This window comes from Aquabacterium sp., from assembly GCF_016195855.1.
In the GTDB taxonomy this organism is placed as follows: Bacteria; Pseudomonadota; Gammaproteobacteria; order Burkholderiales; family Burkholderiaceae_C; genus Aquabacterium.
Map to the genome: position 1 here is coordinate 377,031 of NZ_JACPYU010000003.1, position 22,762 is coordinate 399,792.

Consider the following 22,762-nt stretch of genomic DNA (forward strand, 5'->3'; position numbering starts at 1 on the left):
GCAATCAGCGAAGACCATGACTATAGCACAACTTCGATCGACTTCCATAAAGTTTTTCCACCGCTGGCCTTGTCGATGGCCGCCAACGATTTCTCGAAATCCTCGGCTTCTTCGTCCGAGGGCTTGATCACCGGCAGATCAAAGGCGCTGAAGTCAACGGCCACCACTTCCTGTGTGCCCTGCCCTTCGCCCCCTTCGGACGCGTCGCTGTCGATCAGCAAGGCATCCTGGCCACGGGTCATGTTGATGTAGACCTCGGCCAGCAACTCCGCGTCCATCAAGGCGCCGTGCAGGGTTCGGTGGGTGTTGTCCACTTCCAGGCGACGGCACAGGGCGTCCAGCGAGTTGGACTTGCCGGGGAACATCTCGCGGGCCATGACCAGGCTGTCGACCACGCCGCCCACGTAATCCTTGAACACACCGCGGTTGAGGCGCTTCAACTCGGCGTTGAGGAAGCCCACGTCGAAGCTCGCGTTGTGGATGATGATCTCGGCATCGCGGCAATACTCGAGGATCTCGTCGACCAATGCGGCGAACACGGGCTTGTCGGCCAGGAACTCGTCGGTCAGGCCGTGGATCTTGACGGCGTCCTCGTGGTTGGGACGCTCGGGGTTGATGTAGAAGTGCAGGTGCCGGCCGGTGAGGCGGCGGTTGACCATTTCCACACAACCGATTTCGATGATGCGGTCGCCTGACTCGGGGCTCAGGCCGGTGGTTTCGGTATCAAGGAAAATCTGACGGGACATGCTTGTGCGAGGAAAGCAACGGTGGCGGCGTACTGTAGCAGCCGCCGCCACCGCCATCTTCAAACACCGATCAGGCTGGTTCCACGCAAGTCAGGCCGTTGACGAACTTGTCCGACGTTGCATTCATGTTGCCGGTGTTGAGCAGCCAGGCAGCGTCATGCAACTCCCAGCCAGCGGGGCAAGAAAGCGTGCCGGGGCCGCCCGAGCCCTCATCGGGGCGAGCCAAGGTGTTGATGCCGATGAAGGGTTGCCACTGGAAGCTGCTCAAGTTGAAGTCGGTGCCAGCCACCACGTAGTCAGCTTGCAGCGCGCCCGACAGCAGGAAGCCCTTGCTGGCAAAGGAATAACCACCACCCAACTCATACATGCCCAGTCGGTTGCCCCCTACCAGGCGCAGGCGCAGCTTGTCAAAAGCGATGCTCTGCTTGCCAAACGGGAAGGTGGCTTCCACTTTGGCGCCAGCCACCTTGTTGCGCGCATTGGTATGCAGGCTACGCACCCCCACCACCAGCTCGGTGCCTGAGCCAAAGGCCCAGTTGATGCCGGCATACGCCTGCGTGGTGTCTGCCTCGCCAGTGCCGCCACCAGAGAGCACAGGTGCGGCGCATGACGTTCCACACGGGGCGGCACCGGCCATCACGGACGGCGCAAACAAACCCGCCGACAGGGCGGCCACGGCCACAGCGAGAGAACGAACGATAAAAGACGACTTCTTCATGATGAAATTTCCTGCAAATAAACGCTGGTACTACCCGGCGTGAAGGAAGCGGTCGACTGCCCGCAAGGCCAAGGCCTGAATGGTCAGTGACGGAGACTCCCCTCCTCCGGAACTTGGAAACGTGCTTCCATCACAAAGTAACAGGTTGTTCCAGCCGTGAATTTGATGCTGCTCATTGCAAACGCTGTCCCGGGGTGACACCCCCGATCTGCAGGTACCAAACACATGCGTGGACGCGAAGTCGTCATACGTCCCCATCTCCATGTGCAGGTCGCTGCAACCGGCGGCCTTGAGCACAGCCCGGCAGGTCTGTGCCATGAAGCGCAGGCGCCTGCAGGCCATCTCGTCCACGTATGAGTGGATACGGGCCAATGGCATGCCATGTTCATCGCGCTCGCTGGGGTGCAGATCGATGAAGGAACGCGGGTTGGGCAGGCTCTCGCCAATGGCACCGATGGCCAGTGCGTGCCCGAAGCTGCGACGCAGCTGTTGCTTGTGCTGCGCCCCCCAGCCATCCACCATGCGTGTGGCATAAGCCACCGGGCCCATCAGGTCGGTATCCAGCGTGGCTGAATAAAAACGCGCGCCGCCCACCACATCGGCAATGGCATCGGGGCGGTTGTGATCCCAGCAAATGGCATCTGCCGGCAGGCCCTTGTAGCTGGACTGCGGCTCGGGATGCAAGGCCATGGCTGTCCACGACAAGGTCTCCATGAAGTTGCGGCCGACCAAGCCTTGGTCATTGCCGATGCCTTGCGGCGCCAGTGCCGACCGGTTGGCCAACAGGAGCCGGGGCGTTTCGATGGCACCTGCAGCCAGGATCACCAAGCGTGCGCGCTCGATGTGCTGGCGGCCCTTGTCATCGACATAACGGACCCCGCGGATGACGCGCTGCTCGCCATGCAACAAATCGAGCACGGTCGCACGCGCCCTCACTTCACAGCGGCCAGATTTCAGAGCATGGCGGATGAAGGTCTGATCGACCGAACCCTTGTCACGCCGAGGGCAGCCACGTGAGCAGCCACCGCAGTAGTTGCATGGTGGGCGCCCGTCATACGCTTGCGACAAAGCCGCGCGGGGATTGGGCGTCCAGCTCAGTCCCAATGCCGATGCGCCTGCCGCCATGGTGCGAGACGCGCGTGACAAGGGGTGCGCGGGCAAGGGATAGGGCTGGCTGCGCCAACGGTCGCCAGTTTCAACGGGCCCGGCCACCCCGATCAGGCGCTCGGCCTCGACGTAATAGGGCTCCAGTTCGGCATAGTCAAAAGGCCAGTCGGCTCCGACGCCATGCTGGCTGTGCAACTTCATCGCGTGAGGGTTGAGCCGGTGCGCCTCGCCAACGTAATGCAAGGTGCTGCCGCCCACCCCGCGCACATGGCTGTAGCCAATGCGCACGGCGCGCCGGTCGCCCAGCACCAGGCGCCCGCTTTCGTGGTGCCAGCTGCGCAGGTCGTCCCATTGAGGATCGAGCTGCTGCATCTCGCCGTATCGATGGCGCCCTGCAGAGCCCGGCTTGACGGGGAAAGGCCGCGCCTCCCAATCGGGCTTGTCCAGGCCGTAGTCCTTGTCCGGATCAAACCAGGGGCCGGCCTCCAGCACCAGCACCTTGCAACCTTGGCGCGTCAGGCGCCAGGCCGCTGCGGCGCCACCTGCGCCTGCGCCGATGACGATGGCGTCAAATGCCGCGCTCATGGCCGATCAATCCAGCACATGCCCGATGGGCTGTGGCGGGCGCTGGATGGGCAAGCCCTTCCAGGCGGCAGGCTGGGTGTAATACAGCGTGAAAGCACGGTCGCGCACCAGGTGAAAGAAGCGCCGCTGAGGGGATTCCCAAGGCGCGGTGGACATCCACTTCACCAGCGCCTCGCGCTCGTCGGGCTGCAAGACGGCAAAGCCCTCACCATAACGGTCCATCCAGGCGCAGACAACCTCGATGAGGCGCCGCAAGTCGGCGTCGTCCTGGGCTTGCTGCCAGATGTGGTCGGGCACACGCAAGGCCGAGGCAGCCGGCGTCAATTCATCGGCGGGGATCAGGTGATCGATGAAGGCGCGCAAGGCAGGCGGCATGTCGGCGCGCCCCTGGCTGACGGGCTTGAGGCGCGTGCGCTGCACAGCGGCCTTGGCATCGGCCCGCGCTGCCCAGCCCAGCAGCCCCCCTGTCAGCAAAGCCCCCAGGAACCAGCGCCTGCGCAGCTGCGGCAAAGGCGACAAGGAGGACAAGGACGGCCAGGTGCTGAACGTGCGAACCGACACGATGCCGCCTTTGCTTGCCCGCCGGAACTCAGTGGTTCTCGCGCGCGTGGTTGATCGTGTACTTGGGGATCTCGACCGTCAGGTCCTGACCCGCCACGATGGCCTGGCAACTCAGACGCGAATTGGGCTCCAGGCCCCAGGCCTTGTCCAGCAGGTCTTCCTCGACCTCGTCCATCTCATTGAGGCTGTTGAAGCCTTCACGCACGATGACGTGGCAGGTCGTGCAGGCGGCGCTCATGTCGCAGGCGTGCTCGATCTCGACGTGGTTCTCCAGCAGGGCTTCGCAGATGCTGGTGCCCGGTGCGGCCGTGATTTCCTTGCCTTGGGGGCACAGGGTGGCATGGGGCAGGATCTTGATGATGGGCATGGTCTAGCTTCAGACTTGATCGAGTTTGCGCCCCGCCAGCGCCTGGCGGATGCTGCGGTTCATGCGTTCGGCAGCGAAGGCCTCGGTGCCATCGGCCAGGGCCTTGATCGAGGCCTCCAGGGCGTCGATGTCGCCACGGTCGCAGCGCTGGCCGATCTGGGCCATCAGGCCATCGATGCGGGTGCGGTCTTCGGGGCTCAGCAGGTCGCCGTCGGCGGCCAGCGCGGTGCGTGTGGCCTCCAGCATGCGCTCGGCTTCGACACGAGCTTCACGCAAGGCACGGTCCTTCATGTCGGCGGCGGCCGTGGTGAAGCCCTCGCGCAGCATGTGGGCCACCTGGTCATCGGTCAGGCCATAACTGGGCTTGATCACCACCGAGGCTTCCACACCAGAGAGCTGCTCCTTGGCCGACACGCTCAGCAGGCCGTCGGCATCGACCTGGAAACTCACGCGGATGCGCGCTGCACCGGCCGCCATCGGCGGGATGCCACGCAGCTCGAAGCGCGCCAGCGAGCGGCAATGCTCGACCTGCTCGCGCTCGCCTTGCACCACATGCACGGCCAGGGCGGTCTGCCCATCCTTGAAGGTGGTGAAGTCCTGCGCCAGGGCGCATGGAATCGGGGTGTTGCGCGGGATGATGCGCTCGACCAGGCCCCCCATGGTCTCCAGGCCAAGGGACAGGGGCAACACGTCCAGCAACAACAGTTCGCCTTGCGCGTTGTTGCCCGCCAGCTGGTTGGCCTGGATCGCCGCACCCAATGCCACCACTTCATCGGGGTTGAGGTCGGTCAGCGGGGGCTGGCCAAAGAAGGCGCCCACGGCATCGCGCACGGCGGGCATGCGGGTTGAGCCGCCCACCATGACCACACCCTTGACCTCGTCGGGCTTGACCTTGGCGTCGCGCAGCACGCGCTTGACCGAGGCGAGCGACTTGTCGATCAGCGGTTTGGCCAGCTCGGCCAGGCGCTCGCGCGTGAGCTTGACCGACAGCATGCCACCCGACAAGGCGCAACTCAGGTGCGCGCTGCCGTCGGTGGACAGCTTTTCCTTGGTGCGGCGCGCAGCCACCAGCACGGTACGCTTGTCCTGCGGGGTGACCGCTTCCATCTTGGCGTCCAGCAGCGCAGCCTCGGCCAGCAGGTGGTCGATGTCGTCACCGCCCAGGGCCGAGTCGCCACCGGTGGCCACGACCTCGAACACACCGCGGCTGAGTTGCAGCAGGGAGATATCGAAGGTGCCGCCACCCAGGTCATAGATGGCGTAGAGGCCTTCTGCACCGTTGTCCAGGCCGTAGGCAATGGCCGCGGCGGTGGGCTCGTTGAGCAGGCGCAGCACGTTCAGGCCGGCCATCTGGGCCGCGTCCTTGGTGGCCTGGCGCTGGGCATCGTCAAAGTAGGCGGGCACCGTGATCACGGCGCCGAACAGGTCGTCGTTGAAGGTGTCTTCGGCGCGCTGGCGCAGGCTGGCCAGGATCTCGGCCGACACCTCGACGGGCGACTTCACGCCGGCCACGGTCTTGACCGCCACCATGCCGGGCTGGTCTTCAAACTGGTAAGGCAGGCGACCGGCATCGGGCAGGTCGGCCAGGCGGCGACCCATGAAGCGCTTGACCGACACGATGGTGTTCTGCGAATCCTCGGCTTGCGCGGCCAGGGCCTCGAAGCCAATGTGGCGACGGGTCTGGCCCTTGGCGTCCACCATGTAGCGCACGGCCGAGGGCAGGATCACCCTGCCCTGCTCGTCGGGCAGGCATTCGGCCGCGCCGTTGCGCACAGCGGCCACCAACGAGTGCGTGGTGCCCAGGTCGATGCCGACCGCGATGCGACGCTGATGGGGGTCGGGCGATTGCCCGGGTTCGGAGATTTGCAGCAGGGCCATGGGTCGTCAGTCAGCTGGCGTCTTCGTATTTTTCAAGACGCGTATTGATCTCTTCAAGCAGGCGATCAATGAACATGAGGGCGCGCACTTCCTGTGCGGCCTGGGTCGGGTTGGCGTCCACGTCCAGCAGTTGCGTCAGGCGAGCCAGGCCGGCCTTGCGCTGGCCGGTGACCTCGTCTGACAAGGCCTCGACTTCTGCTGGGTTGCCGGCTTCTTCCAGGGCTTCACGCCACTGCATCTGCTGCATCAGGAAGGCGCCGGGCATGGCGGTGTTGTTCTCGGCCTGAACCGGCACGCCGGCCAGCTGGCACAGGTAGGCCGCGCGCTTGAGCGGGTCCTTCAGGCGCTGGTGGGCCTCGTTGACACGCACCGCCCATTGCATGGCAATGCGTTGCGAGGCGGCGCCCTCCGCCGCAAAGCGGTCGGGGTGAACCTGAGCCTGCAAGGCCTTCCAGGCCGCGTCCAGTTGGGCACGGTCCAGTGCAAATGCCCTGTTCAGGCCCAGCAAGGTGAAGTCGTCAGCGTCGATGTTCATGGCCACAGCAACCCGTTAAAAAGAGAAACCCCACCACATGGTGAGGCTTCAATCAACGCAAGGCGCGTGCCTTGCCAGCGCGCGTTCAGATGCGGAAGGATTCGCCGCAGCCGCAACGATCACGCTCGTTGGGGTTGTTGAATTTGAAGCCTTCGTTCAAGCCTTCACGAACGAAGTCGAGCTCGGTGCCATCGATATAGGGCAGGCTCTTGGGGTCGACCAGGATCTTGACGCCCAGGCGCTCGAAGACGATGTCTTCAGGAGCAACCTCATCGGCGAACTCGATCTTGTAGGCCAGACCGGAGCAGCCCGTGGTCTTGACACCCAGGCGCACGCCCACACCCTTGCCGCGGCGGCCCAGGTAGCGCGTGATGTGGCGTGCAGCGGCCTCGGTCAGGCCCACCGACATGTCGGCGTTGGCTTGCGCGATGTCCGCCAGCGGCCCGTTGCCGGGGCCGGCGGTGCACGATCCGGAGGTGGCTTGATCAGGCTGCATGCTTGGTCTTGTAGTCGTTGACGGCGGCTTTGATCGCATCTTCCGCCAGGATCGAGCAGTGGATCTTGACCGGGGGCAAGGCCAGCTCTTCGGCGATCTGGGTGTTCTTGATGTCCAGGGCTTCGTCCAGCGTCTTGCCGCGCACCCACTCGGTCACCAGGGAGCTGGAAGCGATGGCCGAACCGCAGCCATAGGTCTTGAAGCGGGCGTCTTCGATCACGCCGGTGCTCGGGTTGACCTTGATCTGCAGCTTCATCACGTCGCCGCAGGCCGGTGCGCCGACCATGCCGGTGCCAATGGTGTCGTCACCCTTTTCGAACGAGCCAACGTTGCGGGGGTTCTCGTAGTGGTCAATGACCTTGTCGCTGTATGCCATGATGAAACTCCAAATCTGTCAAAAGAACGTCGATTGCGTCGCCACAACCGTGTTAGTGGCGGCGGGGCCAGCGCCGGGCCGCCCCAAGCGTCCGGCCCCGCGCCCCCTCGGGGGGTGGTTGCAGTACCCTGCAACCGGGGGCGGACATGACTAGTGTGCAGCCCATTGAATAGTGCTGATGTCAATGCCGTCTTTGTACATGTCCCAAAGCGGTGACAGTTCGCGCAGCTTGGCCACACGGTCCTTCAAGGTATTGACCACGTAATCGACTTCTTCCTCGGTGGTGAAGCGGCCGATGGTCATGCGCAGGGAACTGTGGGCCAGCTCATCGCTGCGGCCCAGGGCGCGCAGCACGTAGCTGGGCTCCAGGCTGGCAGACGTACAGGCCGAGCCCGACGACACGGCGATGCCCTTGATGCCCATGATCAGCGATTCGCCTTCCACGTAGTTGAACGACACGTTCAGGTTGTGGGCGACGCGCTTGTCCAGGTCACCATTGACGAAGATCTGCTCGATGCCTTGCAGGCCAGCCAGCAGGCGGTCACGCAGGGCCTTGATGCGCACGTTCTCGGTGGCCATTTCTTCACGGGCGATGCGGAAGGCTTCGCCCATGCCGACGATCTGGTGCGTGGGCAAGGTGCCCGAGCGCATGCCACGCTCGTGGCCACCGCCGTGCATCTGTGCTTCGATGCGCACGCGGGGCTTGCGCCGCACATACAGCGCGCCGATGCCCTTGGGGCCGTAGGTCTTGTGCGAGGCCAGGCTCAACAGGTCTACGGGCAGCGTGGCCAGGTCGATCTCGACCTTGCCGGTGGCCTGGGCAGCGTCCACGTGGAAGATGATGCCCTTCTCACGGCACAGCGCGCCGATGGCGGGGATGTCCTGGATCACGCCGATTTCGTTGTTCACGAACATGACCGAGATCAGGATGGTGTCAGGGCGGATGGCGGCCTTGAGCACATCCATGTCCAGCAGGCCGTCGTCCTTGACGTCCAGGTAGGTGGCTTCAAAGCCCTGGCGCTCCAGTTCACGCACGGTGTCCAGCACGGCCTTGTGCTCGGTCTTGACCGTGATGATGTGCTTGCCGCGGGTCTTGTAGAAGTGCGCCGCGCCCTTGAGGGCCAGGTTGTTGGACTCGGTGGCACCCGAGGTCCAGACGATTTCGCGGGGGTCGGCACCGATCAGCTCGGCCACCTGCACGCGCGCCTTCTCAACGGCTTCTTCGGCTTCCCAACCGTAGGCATGCGTACGCGAAGCCGGGTTGCCGAAGTGCTCGCGCAACCAGGGAATCATGGCGTCCACCACGCGGGGGTCACACGGCGTGGTCGCGCCGTAGTCCATGTAGATCGGAAAGTGAGGGGTCATGTCCATAGTGGGGACTCAACAAAGCTGGCGCCAGACCCATGCCACATGGTGAGATGGGCGGCTGCTGGCAAGTAATTAATGATCGCTGCGCAAAACCTTCGATTATCGGGGACACCGCCCGGGGTAGGCAAACCCTCGGGCTGAGTGGCCCTTACTTCGTGAGGGCTGCGCCGAGTGCGAACACCGAGTTGGGGGCCGTGACCTTGATGGGCTTGACCACCGGCTGGGTGGAGATCGCGCGCTTGATCGGCTGGGCCTCGACGGACACACCCTTGGCGAGCTGGTCTTCCACCAGTTTGCGCAGGGAGATGGAGTCGAGGTACTCGATCATCTTGTTGTTCAGGCTGGTCCAGAGGTCGTGCGTCATGCAACGGCCACCGTCTTCGCCCATGCAGTTTTCCTTGCCGCCGCAACCGGTTGCGTCGATGGGTTCATCCACGGCCACGATGATGTCGGCCACGGTGATGTCCTCGGCCTTGCGGCCCAACGAGTAACCGCCGCCAGGGCCTCGGGTGCTCTCGACCAGCTCGTGACGGCGCAATTTGCCGAACAGCTGTTCGAGGTAGGACAGGGAAATCTGCTGACGCTGGCTGATGGCAGCCAGTGCCACGGGGCCAGTGTGCTCACGCAGAGCCAGATCGATCATCGCCGTCACGGCAAAACGGCCTTTGGTAGTCAGACGCATCGCTTTTCTCCTTGGTCAGGGACTCGGGCGACACCCTTCGCGGCAGGGGTTGGCCTTGGATGGGGTGCGCCGGGATCTCCAACGAACCTGGGGTGTCTTAATCCCGAGTAACGGAGTCGATTATAGCTTACCCAACTGATTTAGTCAACTTCAACCAAGGGTGTTCCCTGATGCTTTGCCGATGACGCCCACAGGTCTCATCTATCAAGAAGCGGGCCAGCACCCTACCCCCAACCGAGCCCCAGTAGATTGCTGGGATTTGTCAGGGAGGGGACGCGACAGACGCGACAACTTGTCGCAAATGTTCGACCAGGCCGTCGCAGGCATCTTCAACCAGGTCGAGCACGAACTCGAACCCGGCCGGGCCACCGTAATAGGGATCAGGCACCGTCTGGACGCTCGCGTGGCGTGACTGGGCCGGCGTGAACTCGGTCAGGCGCTTGAGTTTGCGCCGTGTCTGGGCGTCGCTGGGGCAGTTTTCCTCCAGCAGGGCGAGGTTGTCCCAGTCCATGGCCAGCAGCAAGTCAAAGCGCTCGAAATCTTGCGGCTGCACCTTGCGGGCGCGCAGGTGCTTCATCTCGTAGCCGCGCCGGGTAGCGGTTTCCTGCGCGCGCTCGTCTGGCGGGCTGCCCACGTGGTACGCATGCGTGCCCGCCGAATCAACCTCGACCAGATCCGCCAGCCCTGCGGCCTCCAGCTTGCGCCGCAGGACGGCCTCGGCCGTCGGGCTGCGGCAGATGTTGCCCATGCAGACCATGAGCACGCGGGCGCGCGGGCCTGGCGTCGGGTCAGCCGACTTGAACAGAGACGATGCAAAAAATGCCATGCAAGACTTATATGCCGCTAAGACCTCTATTGTCTTGGCGGTTCATGGCAAACCCAAGGTCACAAGTCACATGGCGTGGGCAGATGGTGACAGGCGCTGCAAAGGCATGCTGGATCCAGCCACATGCATGGTGCCATCTTCGTCCATGTCCAGGTGTTCACCCGTTGCGAGTTTGTATTCCACCTCGCCGGTGGGCTCCCACAGGGTCTGCATGTCCAGCAGGTTGTCGACCCGGGTCAGGTGTTCGTAGGCGTGGACCTTGTAGGTAGCGCCGTGCATGTCCTGCACGCGAAAGGTCTCAAGGCGGTGAAGCTTCTTGTCCATGACGCACTCCTCTTGCCAAAAACGATGCAGAAGAAACGATGGTCAGGCGCTGGCCTGATGCCTTGGAATTGTGCGCCGGCGCAGGAAGGCTGAACAGCCCCCGCGCTTGACCCTGGACAAAACCGGCCTTATTTGCGCCCGGCCTGGATGGGCACCACGTGGTCGTGCACCACGGCGCCGAAAGCCTGCTCCTTGAGCAGGGCCAGCTGGTCGCGCAGCCGTGCGGCCTTCTCGAACTCCAGGTTGCGGGCCGACTCCAGCATCTCCTTTTCGAGCTGCTTCATGCGCTTGCTCAGGTCCCGCTCGGACAGGCCCTCGCTGCCTTCCATGGACTTGACCAGGGCCTCGGCGGCACGCAGGTCATCCTTGGCCGCGTTGGACATGACGCCGTCGATCAGCTCCTTGACCTTCTTGTTGATGGTGCGCGGGGTGATGCCATGGGCTTCGTTGTGCGCGATCTGCTTGTTGCGTCGCCGCTCGGTCTCGGCCATGGCCTTGCGCATGGACTCGGTGATCTTGTCGGCATACAGGATGGCGTGGCCGTTCTGGTTGCGGGCCGCACGGCCAATGGTCTGGATCAGGCTGCGCTCGGCACGCAGGAAGCCTTCCTTGTCGGCATCCAGGATGGCCACCAGCGAGACCTCGGGGATGTCCAGGCCTTCACGCAGCAGGTTGATGCCCACCAGCACATCGAAGGTGCCCAGGCGCAGGTCGCGCAGGATCTCGACGCGCTCGACCGTGTCGATGTCGGAGTGCAGGTAGCGCACCTTGACGCCGTTCTCGGTGAGGTAGTCGGTGAGCTGCTCGGCCATGCGCTTGGTCAGGGTGGTGATCAGCACACGCTCGTTGATCTCGACGCGGATGCGGATTTCCTGCAGCACGTCGTCAACCTGGTGGGTGGCGGGGCGCACTTCCACAACCGGGTCGATCAGGCCGGTGGGGCGCACCACCTGCTCGACCACCTGGCCGGCGTGCTGCTGCTCGTAGGCGGCCGGCGTGGCCGACACGAACACGCACTGGCGCATCTTGCGCTCGAACTCCTCGAACTTGAGCGGGCGGTTATCCAGCGCAGAAGGCAGGCGAAAACCATACTCCACGAGCGTGGTCTTGCGGGCGCGGTCGCCGTTGTACATGGCGTTGAGCTGGCCGATCATCACGTGGCTCTCGTCGAGGAACATGAGGGAGTCGGCCGGCATGTAGTCCACCAGCGTGGGGGGCGGGTCACCAGGCTTGGCGCCTGACAGGTGGCGGGTGTAGTTCTCGATGCCCTTGCAGTGGCCGACTTCCTGGAGCATCTCCAGGTCAAAGCGGGTGCGTTGCTCCACGCGCTGGGCTTCCACCAGCTTGCCATCGGCCACCAGTTGCTTCACACGCTCATTGAGCTCCTGCTTGATGGCCTCGATGGCCACCAGCACGCGCTCGCGCGGGGTCACGTAATGGCTGCTGGGGTAGATGGTGAAGCGCGGGATTTTCTGGCGGATACGGCCAGTGAGCGGGTCGAACAGTTGGATGCTGTCGATCTCGTCATCGAACAACTCCAGGCGCACGGCCAGCTCGCTGTGTTCGGCGGGGAACACGTCGATGGTGTCGCCGCGCACGCGGAAGGTGCCGCGCCCGAACTCCATGTCGTTGCGCTTGTATTGCATGCGGATGAGCTGGGCGATCACGTCGCGCTGGCCCATCTTGTCGCCCACGCGGGCCAGCAGCACCATCTGCATGTAGTCATCGGGCTTGCCGATACCGTAGATGGCCGAGACGGTGGCCACGATGACCACGTCACGGCGCTCCAGCAGGCTCTTGGTGGCGGAGAGCCGCATCTGCTCGATGGCCTCGTTGATGGCGCTGTCTTTCTCGATGAAGAGGTCGCGCTGCGGGACGTAGGCCTCGGGCTGATAGTAGTCGTAGTAGCTGACGAAATACTCGACCGCGTTGTGGGGGAAAAACTCGCGGAATTCGGCGTAGAGCTGGGCCGCCAGCGTCTTGTTGGGCGCAAACACGATGGCCGGGCGCCCCATGCGGGCGATCACATTAGCCATGGTGAAGGTCTTGCCCGAGCCGGTCACCCCCAGCAGCGTCTGGTAGGACAGGCCGTCTTCGATGCCTTCACACAACTGCGCAATGGCGGTAGGCTGGTCGCCCGCGGGCGGATAGGGCTGGAAGAGCTCGAACGGCGAGCCTGGATAAGTGATGAACTGGCCCGCGTTTTCGGCGGCCGCAGACGCCGAACCCTCGTTTTCTGACGAGTCTTTGGCAGCAAGAAGATCAATCGGCTCAGACATCCGCGTCACAGTTCGATAAAATAAAGGGTTTGCCCGATTTCGCAATGTGATCCAGGCTGTGCCTGTTGACCGCTTTTTTGACGAATTCGCGCTGTCGAATTTTCCAGCTTATCCCTTTTTCAGCTCTAACACCTGACCGGAGACTGCTTGCATGGCCTCGCTGTTCGCTTCCGTTGAAATGGCCCCCCGGGATCCCATCCTGGGCCTCAACGAACAATTCAATGCCGACCCCAACCCCAACAAGGTCAACCTGGGCGTGGGCGTGTACACCGATGACAAGGGCAAGCTGCCCCTGCTGAAGTGCGTGGCCGCTGCTGAAAAGCAGATGTCCGAGGCGCCCAAGGCCCGCGGCTACCTGCCCATCGACGGCATCGTGGCCTATGACAAGGCCGTGCAAGGCCTGGTGTTTGGTGCCGAGCACGCTGCCGTGAAGGCGGGCCGCATCGCCACGGCGCAGGCCATCGGCGGCACGGGCGGTTTGAAGCTGGGTGCCGACTTCCTCAAGCGCCTGAACCCGGATGCGCAAGTCCTGATCTCGGACCCGAGCTGGGAAAACCACCGCGCCCTGTTCGAGGCCGCCGGCTTCCCCGTGGACGTCTACCCCTATTACGACGCAGCCAACCGCGGCATCAACTTCGACGGCATGATCGCCAAGTTGAAGGCCTCCAAGGCCGGCACCATCGTGCTGCTGCACGCCTGCTGCCACAACCCGACCGGTTACGACCTGACGGACGCCCAGTGGAGCGAAGTCATCGCCGTGATCAAGGCCGGTGGCCTGGTGCCTTTCCTGGACATGGCCTACCAAGGCTTTGGCAACGGCATCGCTGAAGACGGCGCCGTGGTCATCAAGTTCCTGGATGCGGGCCTGAGCTACTTCGTGTCGACCTCGTTCTCCAAGAGCTTCTCGCTGTACGGTGAGCGCGTGGGCGCCCTGAGCATCGTGAGCGAATCGGCCGAAGAGTCCGGCCGCGTGCTGAGCCAGCTCAAGCGCGTGATCCGCACCAACTACTCCAACCCGCCGACGCACGGCGCGCAAGTGGTGGCCACCGTGCTGACCACGCCCGAGCTGCGCAAGATGTGGGAAGACGAGCTGGCCGAGATGCGCGACCGCATCAAGCTGATGCGCACGGCGCTGGTCAATGAGTTGACAGCTGCTGGCGTGCAAGGCGACCTGAGCTACATCACTCGCCAGAAGGGCATGTTCAGCTACTCGGGCTTGAACGCGACGCAAATGCAGCGTCTGCGTTCGGAGTTCGGCATCTATGGTGTGGACTCTGGTCGTATCTGCGTGGCTGCGCTGAACACCGGCAACATCAAGGCTGTGGCTGCGGCCATCAAGGCGGTGATGTAAGGCGGTGCTGCTGATGCGCCAAAGGGCGCGTCAGATCAAGCCTGTGCAAGCCCCTCTCACGAGGGGCTTTTTATTTGCGTGCTCTTTTTGCATGCGCTTGTGTGCGTCTTCTGCGCATGCTGTGAATGGCGTCAGGCGCTGCGGGGGTGATGGGCGCTTTGTCGTTGGAGCGCGAGGCGGGGGCTGAGCCGGTATCTGGCCGGGCTTCATGTTGGTGGCCCCGCTGTGCGGGGCTGCCTTGCGATGCTCGTGTCAAGGTGGCACCGGGGAACTCGCTGCAGGGCCCTTGGCCCTTACGCTCGAACAACCCCGGCGAGCTTGAGCACGAAGCGCGCTGCGCGCGCCCACCTTGCCACTGCGCTTCTCAGCACCAACAAGGCGCCCTGCCAGATGCCGGCTCAGCCCTTTTCCGCCTCGCTCGTGACATGCACAGGCCTATGTCCTGGCGGAGCGCAGTTTTCAGGCTTCGCGCAACAACATCCTGCTGTTGCTGTTGCTGTTGCTGTTGCTGTTGCTGCCGCGCCTTCCCTTCGCCGCGCCAGCAACCGCGGCGATACTCAAGCGGGGCGATCAAAGGTTGAGGTAGCGTGCGGCTGGGCGCCTTGTTGGCGTCGAAGGCGCGCAGGGAGGTTCAGGTTTGCCCCTTGTCGGCAGACAAGGGGATGGCGAGCATGTTTGAGGCCGCAGGCCGAGTTGCGCAGCCACCTGATCCAAGCGAGCACCGTAGAGCAGTCCTGCTTGCAAAGCAGGACCGTCAACATTGAAGCCCGGACGCATGCCACCTCAGCCGCGCCCCGCGCTGCCACGTCAGAAGCTCACATTCAGCGTCACCCGCACCGTTCGAGGCTCAGCCGGGTGTGAGTGCAGGTCGTTCACGCCTTGCGCAGGCTCACCTTGCAGGCGCGAGGCGTAGTAGTAGTCGATGTCGCTGGCCTTGCGGTCAAACAGGTTGAAGACATCCAATGACAGCTTCACATCGGGTGAGACCTTGTAGCCCACACGCGCATACGCCAGGGTCGTGCCTTGCGAACGCTGGCTGTTATCCTCGATCAGGGGGCGGGGGCCAAAGTAGCGGACCTGGAACTGGCCGAACCAAAGGCCATAACCCGTGACCGTCGCACCCAGCGAGGCGACGGTTCGCACGGAACCAGGCACGTAGCGGCCCGCGTTGGGCGCTTCGCCTTGCTCTTGCTTGAAGCGCGATTGGGAGAACGCGAGGTCCGCGTCCAGCAACAACCAGGTGTTGGCCACGTAGTGGTTGTTGAGCTCGATGCCATGGCGCTTGCTGGCACCGCTGGCTTCGGTGTCGCCAGCATCACCCGAGAACACCAGCTCGGAGCCCAGTGTCAGTTGCCACAAGGACAGCGAGGATTGCAGCCCGGGCACGATCTCCGTGCGAAGGCCCAGCTCGGCGCCTTTGGTTCGCACCAGGGCCGGCGAGGGCTCGATGGCCGTGCCCTGCTTGGGGCTGACCGTGGACGTCACGCCGCGCGCGTCGTTGCTGTGAAAGCCGTAGCCATAGCTGAAGAAGTACTCGGTCTTGTCCCATGGCCCGAAGATGAGGGAGAGCTTGGGGCTGTTGATCAGGGCAGATTGCTTGCCGCTGTTGCCTGCGATCGAGCTGCTGACGTCGACATGGTATTGGTCCGTACGGATGCCGGCCACGCTGCGCAACCAAGGCAGCCATTTCGTGTCATTGCTGGCGTAGAGGCCCACGCTGGTTTCCTTGACGCGGCTTTCCTGTGTGGTGCTCAGGCGCTCGCCATTCTCAGCAGCGTACAAACCGACCGGGCTGAGGCGGTCGTGGCGCAGTTGCAGGCCCAGCGTGTTCGTGCTGTCGCGCCCGGCCAGCGTGGTCTGCCAGCTGCGGCTGGTGGTCAGCCCGTAGACCTGCCGGCCTTCGGATTGCTCGAACTGGTCACCATGTACGGGGTCATCCAGGAAGTAGGTGAAGTTCGAGAACAGATCCAGGCTGGACTGGATGGCGTAGGCATTGAGCTTGAACTCGCCGTCATCCAGCGCGTGCAGCAGATCGTATGAAAGGCTGAAGCGCGACGTGTCACCGTGGTCACTGGCATCGATGGCAGCAAACCGGCCAATCTGGCCGCTGTTGACAGCGCGCTGCGGCACCTGGTCGGTGGATCGCCACCTGGCGGTGTAGGCCATGCCGGTGAGCGTCGAGCGCGTGTCGCCCTCGCCAAAGCTGTAGCGCAAGACGCCATTGGCGCGCCGGAAGTTCTCGGGCTTGTCCCAAGGGCCATCGTTGTGAGCAGCCTCGACGGCGTACAAGAGCTTGCCCGTGGTCAATGGGGTCGAGTTGGCCACCAGCGCGCGCGCATAGCCGTTCTCGCCCGCCGTGATGGAGGCCAGGCCGCGCGGCAGGCCATTGAACAAGTTGATGTGGGCCGCACCTGCCGAGGAGAAGTCGCCCTCGCTGGCGTAATAAGGGCCCTTGCGGTAGCTGATGCGGTCGACCAGTTCGGGGATCAACCAGTTGAGATCGCTGTAGCCCTGGCCGTGTGCGTGCGTGGGCATGTTCACGGGCATGCCATCCACGCTGGTGGCGAAGTCGGTTCCGTGGTCGAGATTGAAGCCACGCAGGTAGTACTGGTTGGCTTTGCCGTCGCCGCTGTGCTGCGACACGATCACACCGGGCACGAACTCCAGCACCTCGGCCGGCCGCAGGGTGGGCCGACTGGCCAGCAGCTTGGAGGTGACGACGCCTTCGCTGGCGGCATCCGATGTGCCGATGGCGTTGTCGTAGTTGCCGGTGATGGTCACCGAAGGCAGCGCCGCGACTTGGGCCAGGCTGAGTTGGGATGCCAGGGCGATGGTGCTGGCCAAGGCGGTGCGCATGAAAGGCGGCTGCATGGAAGTATCCTTGTACTGCTTGCTGTTGACTCAGGCGGTGCCTTGAGATCGGGCTTCAAGGGTTGGGCATCAAGGCCGGCTGTCGGCCAGTTGGTGCAGCATCTGGCCGGCTTCAGGCCTGGATGGTTGAAGGCGTGTCAAGGCCATCAGCAAGGCGCGGGCGGCCTGTGCATCGCTGTCGGCCAGCGCACCGGCCATGCGCACCAGGGGGTCATACGCGGGCCTGAAGTCGGGGCTGGTACGCAGCACCGACAGCAGCGGCTCACGCACTTGGGCCAGCATGTCCTGCACACGGCCCGTCGGGCGCACGCCCACACCGATCTCGATGAAGCGGGCACGCGATGCCCAGTAAGCCGTCAGACGCTGGGCCCATGCGGGGTCAACGGCGGGCCCGACCACCTCTGCAGGCCTGACCGACAACTCGCTCAGAAGCGCCATCAGCCGGTCTCTGGGCTGCGAATCGGGCGCATAGGTGATGCGCGGCGCCAGATAGGCCACCGTGGGGCGATCATCCGTGTTGGCCTGCGCGGGCTCGGCGAAGCGCGCCAGGGCCTGCGGCCCCGCCACCATGCTGCCCAGCAAGGCCCATTCATCCTCGATGCCAAAGGCAGATGGCGGCGTCCGCATGGCGGTGCTGGCCAGACGCTGGCGCAAGCGCACCGGATCGAAGTGCCCGCCATCCGCACGGCCAATGAGCCCGATCACCGGTGTCTCCAGGCTGTTGCTCGCCAGGATCGCCAAGCCACCGGGATAGACCGTCATGAAGGACTTCACGATGCTGCGCAGTGTGTCCAGGTCCAGTTGATGCAAAGGCAGCCATTGGCAGAACACGCCGCCGTCGGCCAGCCGGTCTCGCACAAAGCGGAAGTGTTCCACCGTGTACAAGGCACCCGAGCCACTGCGGGCCGGCTGGAAGTTGTCGGACACGATCACGTCGTAAGCCTGGGAGCTGACCCGCACGTAGCGCCGGGCATCTGCGGCGATGACGTGCAGGCCAGGGCCCGGAGGGTCTTTGTCGAACACACGCCGGAAGTGGGAAGAGGCCTGGATGACTTCGGGCAAGAGCTCCACCACATCGACCTGCAGGCTCGGGTCCTCTGCGGCGGAGCCCGAGGTCACGCCGGTCCCCAGGCCCAGGAACAGCGCGCGGCGCGGCGCGGGGTGCAAGAGAATGGGCAACAAGGCCTGGCGTGCATCGACCAACCGGGTGGCGGAGCTGCCTTCCTGCTGGCGGTTGTTGATGCGCAAGCGGGCCACGCCCTCGGCATCCTCGACCACACTCACGGCGGCCATGGCGCCTTCCTGGTAGCTGACGATGCGCCCGCCTGGCGGCACTTCGACAAAGGTCAGCGGTGGCGCCAGCAGCACCATGGTGAGCGCCCCGCCGGCCGGCACCCAGCCCCATGGGGTGGACCAGACCCGCCGCGTGCCCAGCAGCAGGTAAGCCGAGGCAATCAGCAGCAAAATCATCTTGGGGCCCAGCAGCGGTGTCATGAACACACCAAACAGCGGCGGGGCCAGTGCCGCGGCCAAGGTGTTGACGCCCATCGCCCGGCCAAAGCTGATGCCCAGGGCACTGGCGCCATGCGTGAGGTGGCTGAACAAGGCGCCCATCACCACGGTGGGCACGCCAAATGCCAGCGCAGCCAGCAAGGCCTCCGCACCGACCGCCGCGGCCATGGTGCCACCGCCCGCCGTGATCACCAGGCTGCGGAGGTCATCGGACGCCCACAGGCTGGCTGTGCCCAGCAGGCAGGCCATCGCCAGCGCACTCAGCAGGCGATCGCCCAGGCGCGCCTGATCGCGAACGTGCAGCAGCCAGCGTTGGTAAGCCGCAGCGCCTGCCGCGGTGCCCAGCAGGTACACCGCCAGCAGCATCGCAAAGGTGTAGACCGTGTCCTCGGCCACCTGGCTGATCACCCGCACCACCAGCACCTCGTAGCCGATGCCCAGCAAGCCGGTCAGGGCCAGTTGGGCCAGCAGGCCACGCCGGGCTCGCACCTGAGCGGCCAATGGCATGGTCTGGGGCTGCACCACTGCGCGTTGAGGCAGAACAATGAGCGCCGCCCCCGCGCACAACACATTGAGCACCACGCACACCGAGGCCGTCCGGGCCAGGCCCAGTTCAGGAACCAACCAGAAAGTCACGCCCAGGACACCGGCCACGGCTCCGAAAGTATTGCAGGCGTAGTGCGCCGCGATGGAGCGCTGCTCGGCGTGCATCTGGACACGCATCTGCGCCGTCACCCGCTCCATGGCGGGCAGGGTTGCGCCCATGGCCGCCGTGGCGGGCAACAGCAGCAGGAAGGTGCCGCTGAAGGCCACCAGCCATTGCCACACAGGAGAAGGTTGCACGCCGGTCAACGCCAGCATCCAGGCACCGAAGGGCGACATCAAGAACAGCAGGAGTGCGCCCCAGATGGCGATGAGCAACTCGCAGGCCGCGTACCAGTGCACCGGCCTGCCGCTGCGCTCGATACGCGGCCCCAGCCACAAGGCCCCCAGCGCCAGCCCTCCGAAAAATGCGGCGACCACGGCCAGCACCGCGGCCGACTCGTGGCCCAGCCATGCCGCGCATTGCTGCATCCACACCATCTGGTAGCCCAGGCCGGCAAAGCCGGAGGCGAACATCAGGAGCAAGGCCGCCTTGTGACGCGCGTGATCACGCACGCCCGGTGCGACGATAGGCAAGGACATGTCGGCCTTCACGCGCTGAACTGAACGGCGTAGCCCCAGGAATCGAGCCGCACCGGGATGGCATTGAGGGCCAGGGTGATGCGTCGCTCGCCCTCATTGGGTGGCACGGCATGCATCAGGTAGCTCGGGAACAGCACGAGGTCGCCAGGCTGCGGTGCCGGGCTGATCCACTTCTCGGCGTTGAAGGGCCCGGTCACCACACCAGCATGGTCGTTCTTGAACGAGTAGTCAGTGCCACCAGGCGATTTCATGAACACCGTGCGCGAGGAATCGTGTGTGGATGTCAGGTAGACCACCGCCGAGATGAAGCTGTTGGCGTGGTTGTGCATGGCCTGGCGCCCGCCCTGGTCCAGCACATTGACCCACATCTCCTTGATGGACCAGCCCATGCGCTCACCAAAGAGTTGCGCGCCGAAGTCGACCAGCTTGGGCGTAATCAGGGCCGCAGCCTCGATCAACAATGGGCTGTCGCCGGGCTTGAGCATCTGGGTGTGCGACAGGTTGGCCGACGCGTTGTTCTCCTGCAAGGCCATGCCGCTGAAATGCTGGACCAGCCCATCCACCAGGCCCTTGGGCAGGGTGCGGGGCGCGCGCATGACGGGCGTCGGGAAGATGCCGATAACTTCATCCATATGGGTACTACCTTGCGAGATCTGTCAGGCAAAAATCGCCAGCGCACGTGACCAGGCCCAGAACGAGGCCACCGCACCGATGCCATACAACGCCGCCGTGCGGGCCTGTGCCACACGGGACCAGCGAGAGGCCACGCGCCACAAGGCCCAGGCCGCGCCAACCGTCATCAACTGGCCGATCTCGACGCCCACATTGAAGGTCAGCAAGGCCACCAGCATGTGGTTCTCGGGTAAGCCGATCTCCTTCAGGGCACCGGCAAAACCCAGGCCGTGAACCAGGCCGAAGAGGAAGGCCACCAGGGCCGGCCATCGGCGCGCGAGCGTCTGCCGCTGGTGCAAGGCCTCACCGGCCACCAGCACGATCGACAAGGCAATGGCGGCCTCGACAGGCGGCGAGCGCAATACCAGCCAGCCAAGGGCACTCAAGGCCAGCGTCAGGCTGTGTGCGGCCGTGAAGGCGGTGATCGTCCACAACAAGTTGCGCTTGAAGCCCACCAGGAACAGCAGGCCGATCACGAACAGGAGGTGGTCCACACCGGACAGGATGTGCTCAACACCCAGCATCGTGTAGGCCCAGGCAATCTCGCCCATGCCGCGATGGTCGTCGGCCGCGCCATACAGGTGGACCGTGGGCTGGCTGGCCGTCAGGGTATAGACGCGGCTTTGCCCGTCCAGCCAGTAGACCTTCACCAAAGCCGCCGAGTAGGTCTTGCCCACGCCATTGACCGACAGCGTGCCCTGCATGCCGTCCTTGCCGCAATGCAGCAGGTTCATCTCGGCCGTGCAGCCATCGGGCCAGGCTGGTGCGAGGTCGTCGCTGGCTGCGCGCTTTTCGGTGGCCGTCCACTGCCAGATGAATTCGCCTGGCGCCATCTCGCGCACCTGCATCTCGGCCATGCTCATTTCATGGGCACTGGCCACCGAGCCGAGCAGCAAGCAGCTCAGCATCAGCAGACCATGAAGCCAGGCGCTCAGCCCGCCCTTCATTTGGCGGCCTCCTCGAACTTGATCTTGTACTTCTTGGCCAGTGCCGCCACGGCCGCGCTGCGTTGCTCGGACATGGTCGCGTCCGTCCAGGCCTGATGCACAAGGGGTCGCACCACCTCGAAGGCAACAGGCTTGGCGGGCGTGACAGCCATCAGGCGCATGGCATGCCAGCCCTCCTTGGTCTTGATGGCATGCCACTCGCCGGTGCCGGCCTGCTCAAGTGCCTTGGCGAACTCGGGCCCATAGCTCTGGTCCAGGTTGGATTTAGGCCGGCCTTTGAACACGCGCAAGCCCGCTTCGCCATCACCGGACGCACCGCTGTTCAAGGCATCCGCCAGGGCGCGCACGCGCGACTCGCTGCCCTCGCCCGCCGGCACGGCTTCCTGGAAGTCGTATCGGGCCGGCTCGTCATAGTTGGCGCGGTGGGCCTCGAACCAGTCCCGCAGCACCTTGTCGGTCACGGGAGGCAGCTTGGTGTTGGCGTCCACCACGCTCAAGGCCTTGAAGATCACACGCTCACGGATGGCGGTATCGCCCTTGTCCACCTGGAGCGCCAGGCCCTCGCGGTAGAGCACCTCGTTGTCCAGCCAGACACGGCGCAGCGCGGCCAGCTCTTGCGCATTGGGCTCGCGGCCGCGCGAAGCCTTGAACACCTGCCGGGCCTCGGCGTCCACATCAGCCCCCACGACGATCGTATGCGGGTCATCGGCGCGGGTGACCAGGTAGTGGTCCCCTGCGAACAGCAAGCCGCCCAGTACCAGGAAATGCAGCAGGGGCTCCCTGATCCATTGAGGTGCAGAGGTCGCCTTGGGCGAAACACCAGGTTGAACGGGGGTGGATGCGGACAGCGTGGAGCTCATGTCAGGTACTTCTCAAGATGACGCTTTGACAGCATTGGAGTGCATGGGTGTGAAGCGTACGGATTAGTTATGACATTTCGTAGTCAACGTTCAATTCCGCCTCCAGCACCCCGCCTTTTTCAAAGATCAGGCGCATGGGATAAGAGCGCCCGATCAGCAAAGGCTGCGTCAGCCTTGTCAGGCGCAGGTGCACGCCGGCTTCCACCAGTTGAACTTCCCGGCCCTTCTCGATCAACAGATCGAGCGAGCGCCCGGTGCTGATGCCGCCAATTTCAGCGCCAGTGGCCACCGGTGTGACCACACCGATCAGGCGATCCGTTCGGGTGACCTGATCGATCTTCATGCACACCATGGCGAAAGGCGCCTCGGCGGGGGTGACGCGCGTCCAGGGATGGGTGACACGCAGGGTGGATGCAAAGAACTCGCACGCACGAGCGGGCGGGACCAGGCATGAGGCGCCCAGCGCCAGGCCGGCACGCAGGATGTGGCGACGTGTGGTGATGACGGTCATGTTCG

The 22,762-nt window shown here is 64.3% G+C and carries 21 protein-coding genes; 1 reads left to right on the forward strand and 20 read right to left on the reverse strand.

What is annotated here, in order from left to right; genetic code table 11:
- Positions 1-20 precede the first annotated feature (20 nt).
- The 14 genes from dnaQ to uvrB form a co-directional block, all read right to left on the reverse strand.
- On the reverse strand, positions 21-746 hold the full coding sequence (dnaQ, locus tag HY019_RS03305) for a DNA polymerase III subunit epsilon (protein ID WP_290688319.1): 726 nt from the start codon (positions 744-746) through the stop codon (positions 21-23).
- Between the two features lie 70 nt (positions 747-816).
- Positions 817-1,464 carry a hypothetical protein gene (locus HY019_RS03310; protein WP_290688321.1) on the reverse strand — a complete coding sequence of 216 codons (648 nt, stop codon included), beginning with the start codon at positions 1,462-1,464 and terminating at the stop codon, positions 817-819.
- Positions 1,465-1,494: 30 nt separating this feature from the next.
- Positions 1,495-3,156 carry a GMC family oxidoreductase gene (locus tag HY019_RS03315; protein ID WP_290688322.1) on the reverse strand — a complete coding sequence of 554 codons (1,662 nt, stop codon included), beginning with the start codon at positions 3,154-3,156 and terminating at the stop codon, positions 1,495-1,497.
- 6 nt (positions 3,157-3,162) lie between these two features.
- Positions 3,163-3,717 (reverse strand): gluconate 2-dehydrogenase subunit 3 family protein, encoded by a 555-nt coding sequence (locus tag HY019_RS03320; protein ID WP_290688324.1) that lies wholly within the window; start codon positions 3,715-3,717, stop codon positions 3,163-3,165.
- Between the two features lie 28 nt (positions 3,718-3,745).
- Positions 3,746-4,084, reverse strand: coding sequence for an ISC system 2Fe-2S type ferredoxin (gene fdx, locus HY019_RS03325; RefSeq protein ID WP_290688326.1), 339 nt, complete (start codon positions 4,082-4,084; stop codon positions 3,746-3,748).
- A 9-nt stretch (positions 4,085-4,093) separates the two neighbouring features.
- Complete coding sequence (gene hscA / locus HY019_RS03330; protein ID WP_290688328.1) at positions 4,094-5,962, reverse strand: Fe-S protein assembly chaperone HscA; 1,869 nt, start codon at positions 5,960-5,962, stop codon at positions 4,094-4,096.
- Positions 5,963-5,972: 10 nt separating this feature from the next.
- Positions 5,973-6,497: a Fe-S protein assembly co-chaperone HscB gene (hscB, locus tag HY019_RS03335; protein ID WP_290688329.1), complete on the reverse strand. Its 525-nt coding sequence runs from the start codon at positions 6,495-6,497 to the stop codon at positions 5,973-5,975.
- A gap of 85 nt (positions 6,498-6,582) precedes the next feature.
- Positions 6,583-6,906, reverse strand: a complete 324-nt coding sequence (iscA, locus tag HY019_RS03340; protein ID WP_290689151.1) for an iron-sulfur cluster assembly protein IscA — start codon at positions 6,904-6,906, stop codon at positions 6,583-6,585.
- A gap of 76 nt (positions 6,907-6,982) precedes the next feature.
- Positions 6,983-7,369 carry a Fe-S cluster assembly scaffold IscU gene (iscU, locus tag HY019_RS03345; protein ID WP_290688331.1) on the reverse strand — a complete coding sequence of 129 codons (387 nt, stop codon included), beginning with the start codon at positions 7,367-7,369 and terminating at the stop codon, positions 6,983-6,985.
- A gap of 150 nt (positions 7,370-7,519) precedes the next feature.
- On the reverse strand, positions 7,520-8,740 hold the full coding sequence (locus HY019_RS03350) for an IscS subfamily cysteine desulfurase (RefSeq protein ID WP_290688332.1): 1,221 nt from the start codon (positions 8,738-8,740) through the stop codon (positions 7,520-7,522).
- 145 nt (positions 8,741-8,885) lie between these two features.
- Positions 8,886-9,419 carry a Fe-S cluster assembly transcriptional regulator IscR gene (gene iscR, locus HY019_RS03355; RefSeq protein ID WP_290688333.1) on the reverse strand — a complete coding sequence of 178 codons (534 nt, stop codon included), beginning with the start codon at positions 9,417-9,419 and terminating at the stop codon, positions 8,886-8,888.
- A gap of 262 nt (positions 9,420-9,681) precedes the next feature.
- Positions 9,682-10,245 carry a low molecular weight protein-tyrosine-phosphatase gene (locus HY019_RS03360; RefSeq protein ID WP_290688335.1) on the reverse strand — a complete coding sequence of 188 codons (564 nt, stop codon included), beginning with the start codon at positions 10,243-10,245 and terminating at the stop codon, positions 9,682-9,684.
- A gap of 66 nt (positions 10,246-10,311) precedes the next feature.
- Positions 10,312-10,569, reverse strand: a complete 258-nt coding sequence (locus tag HY019_RS03365; protein WP_290688337.1) for a hypothetical protein — start codon at positions 10,567-10,569, stop codon at positions 10,312-10,314.
- A gap of 128 nt (positions 10,570-10,697) precedes the next feature.
- On the reverse strand, positions 10,698-12,848 hold the full coding sequence (gene uvrB / locus HY019_RS03370; RefSeq protein ID WP_290688338.1) for an excinuclease ABC subunit UvrB: 2,151 nt from the start codon (positions 12,846-12,848) through the stop codon (positions 10,698-10,700).
- A 151-nt stretch (positions 12,849-12,999) separates the two neighbouring features.
- On the opposite strand from uvrB, the gene HY019_RS03375 reads away from it, so the two are divergent.
- Positions 13,000-14,199, forward strand: a complete 1,200-nt coding sequence (locus HY019_RS03375; RefSeq protein ID WP_290688340.1) for an amino acid aminotransferase — start codon at positions 13,000-13,002, stop codon at positions 14,197-14,199.
- Between the two features lie 807 nt (positions 14,200-15,006).
- On the opposite strand, the gene HY019_RS03380 is transcribed toward HY019_RS03375, so the two are convergent.
- From HY019_RS03380 to HY019_RS03405, 6 genes are all read right to left on the reverse strand, one after another.
- Positions 15,007-17,070 (reverse strand): TonB-dependent receptor, encoded by a 2,064-nt coding sequence (locus HY019_RS03380; protein WP_290688342.1) that lies wholly within the window; start codon positions 17,068-17,070, stop codon positions 15,007-15,009.
- Between the two features lie 69 nt (positions 17,071-17,139).
- Positions 17,140-19,767, reverse strand: a complete 2,628-nt coding sequence (locus HY019_RS03385; RefSeq protein WP_290688344.1) for a fused MFS/spermidine synthase — start codon at positions 19,765-19,767, stop codon at positions 17,140-17,142.
- An 8-nt stretch (positions 19,768-19,775) separates the two neighbouring features.
- Entirely contained in the window at positions 19,776-20,399 is a 624-nt protein-coding gene (locus HY019_RS03390) for a TIGR02466 family protein (RefSeq protein WP_290688346.1), read from the reverse strand.
- Positions 20,400-20,423: 24 nt separating this feature from the next.
- On the reverse strand, positions 20,424-21,386 hold the full coding sequence (locus HY019_RS03395; RefSeq protein ID WP_290688347.1) for a HupE/UreJ family protein: 963 nt from the start codon (positions 21,384-21,386) through the stop codon (positions 20,424-20,426).
- Complete coding sequence (locus HY019_RS03400; protein ID WP_290688348.1) at positions 21,383-22,246, reverse strand: peptidylprolyl isomerase; 864 nt, start codon at positions 22,244-22,246, stop codon at positions 21,383-21,385. Before HY019_RS03400 ends, HY019_RS03395 begins: the two co-directional genes overlap by 4 nt.
- A 67-nt stretch (positions 22,247-22,313) precedes the next feature.
- Positions 22,314-22,757 (reverse strand): copper chaperone PCu(A)C, encoded by a 444-nt coding sequence (locus HY019_RS03405; protein WP_290688349.1) that lies wholly within the window; start codon positions 22,755-22,757, stop codon positions 22,314-22,316.
- Positions 22,758-22,762: the final 5 nt, after the last annotated feature.

What these genes read in the sequence shown, in the direction of transcription:
- iscU (WP_290688331.1), bottom strand. Translation starts at nt 7,369, where the DNA reads ATGGCATACAGCGACAAGGTCATTGACCACTACGAGAACCCCCGCAAC.
- hscB (WP_290688329.1), bottom strand. Translation starts at nt 6,497, where the DNA reads ATGAACATCGACGCTGACGACTTCACCTTGCTGGGCCTGAACAGGGCA.
- iscR (WP_290688333.1), bottom strand. Translation starts at nt 9,419, where the DNA reads ATGCGTCTGACTACCAAAGGCCGTTTTGCCGTGACGGCGATGATCGAT.
- uvrB (WP_290688338.1), bottom strand. Translation starts at nt 12,848, where the DNA reads ATGTCTGAGCCGATTGATCTTCTTGCTGCCAAAGACTCGTCAGAAAAC.
- HY019_RS03405 (WP_290688349.1), bottom strand. Translation starts at nt 22,757, where the DNA reads ATGACCGTCATCACCACACGTCGCCACATCCTGCGTGCCGGCCTGGCG.
- HY019_RS03390 (WP_290688346.1), bottom strand. Translation starts at nt 20,399, where the DNA reads ATGGATGAAGTTATCGGCATCTTCCCGACGCCCGTCATGCGCGCGCCC.
- HY019_RS03380 (WP_290688342.1), bottom strand. Translation starts at nt 17,070, where the DNA reads ATGCAGCCGCCTTTCATGCGCACCGCCTTGGCCAGCACCATCGCCCTG.
- HY019_RS03315 (WP_290688322.1), bottom strand. Translation starts at nt 3,156, where the DNA reads ATGAGCGCGGCATTTGACGCCATCGTCATCGGCGCAGGCGCAGGTGGC.
- hscA (WP_290688328.1), bottom strand. Translation starts at nt 5,962, where the DNA reads ATGGCCCTGCTGCAAATCTCCGAACCCGGGCAATCGCCCGACCCCCAT.
- HY019_RS03365 (WP_290688337.1), bottom strand. Translation starts at nt 10,569, where the DNA reads ATGGACAAGAAGCTTCACCGCCTTGAGACCTTTCGCGTGCAGGACATG.
- HY019_RS03350 (WP_290688332.1), bottom strand. Translation starts at nt 8,740, where the DNA reads ATGGACATGACCCCTCACTTTCCGATCTACATGGACTACGGCGCGACC.
- HY019_RS03385 (WP_290688344.1), bottom strand. Translation starts at nt 19,767, where the DNA reads ATGTCCTTGCCTATCGTCGCACCGGGCGTGCGTGATCACGCGCGTCAC.
- HY019_RS03360 (WP_290688335.1), bottom strand. Translation starts at nt 10,245, where the DNA reads ATGGCATTTTTTGCATCGTCTCTGTTCAAGTCGGCTGACCCGACGCCA.
- HY019_RS03375 (WP_290688340.1), top strand. Translation starts at nt 13,000, where the DNA reads ATGGCCTCGCTGTTCGCTTCCGTTGAAATGGCCCCCCGGGATCCCATC.
- dnaQ (WP_290688319.1), bottom strand. Translation starts at nt 746, where the DNA reads ATGTCCCGTCAGATTTTCCTTGATACCGAAACCACCGGCCTGAGCCCC.
- fdx (WP_290688326.1), bottom strand. Translation starts at nt 4,084, where the DNA reads ATGCCCATCATCAAGATCCTGCCCCATGCCACCCTGTGCCCCCAAGGC.
- iscA (WP_290689151.1), bottom strand. Translation starts at nt 6,906, where the DNA reads ATGTCGGTGGGCCTGACCGAGGCCGCTGCACGCCACATCACGCGCTAC.
- HY019_RS03400 (WP_290688348.1), bottom strand. Translation starts at nt 22,246, where the DNA reads ATGAGCTCCACGCTGTCCGCATCCACCCCCGTTCAACCTGGTGTTTCG.
- HY019_RS03310 (WP_290688321.1), bottom strand. Translation starts at nt 1,464, where the DNA reads ATGAAGAAGTCGTCTTTTATCGTTCGTTCTCTCGCTGTGGCCGTGGCC.
- HY019_RS03395 (WP_290688347.1), bottom strand. Translation starts at nt 21,386, where the DNA reads ATGAAGGGCGGGCTGAGCGCCTGGCTTCATGGTCTGCTGATGCTGAGC.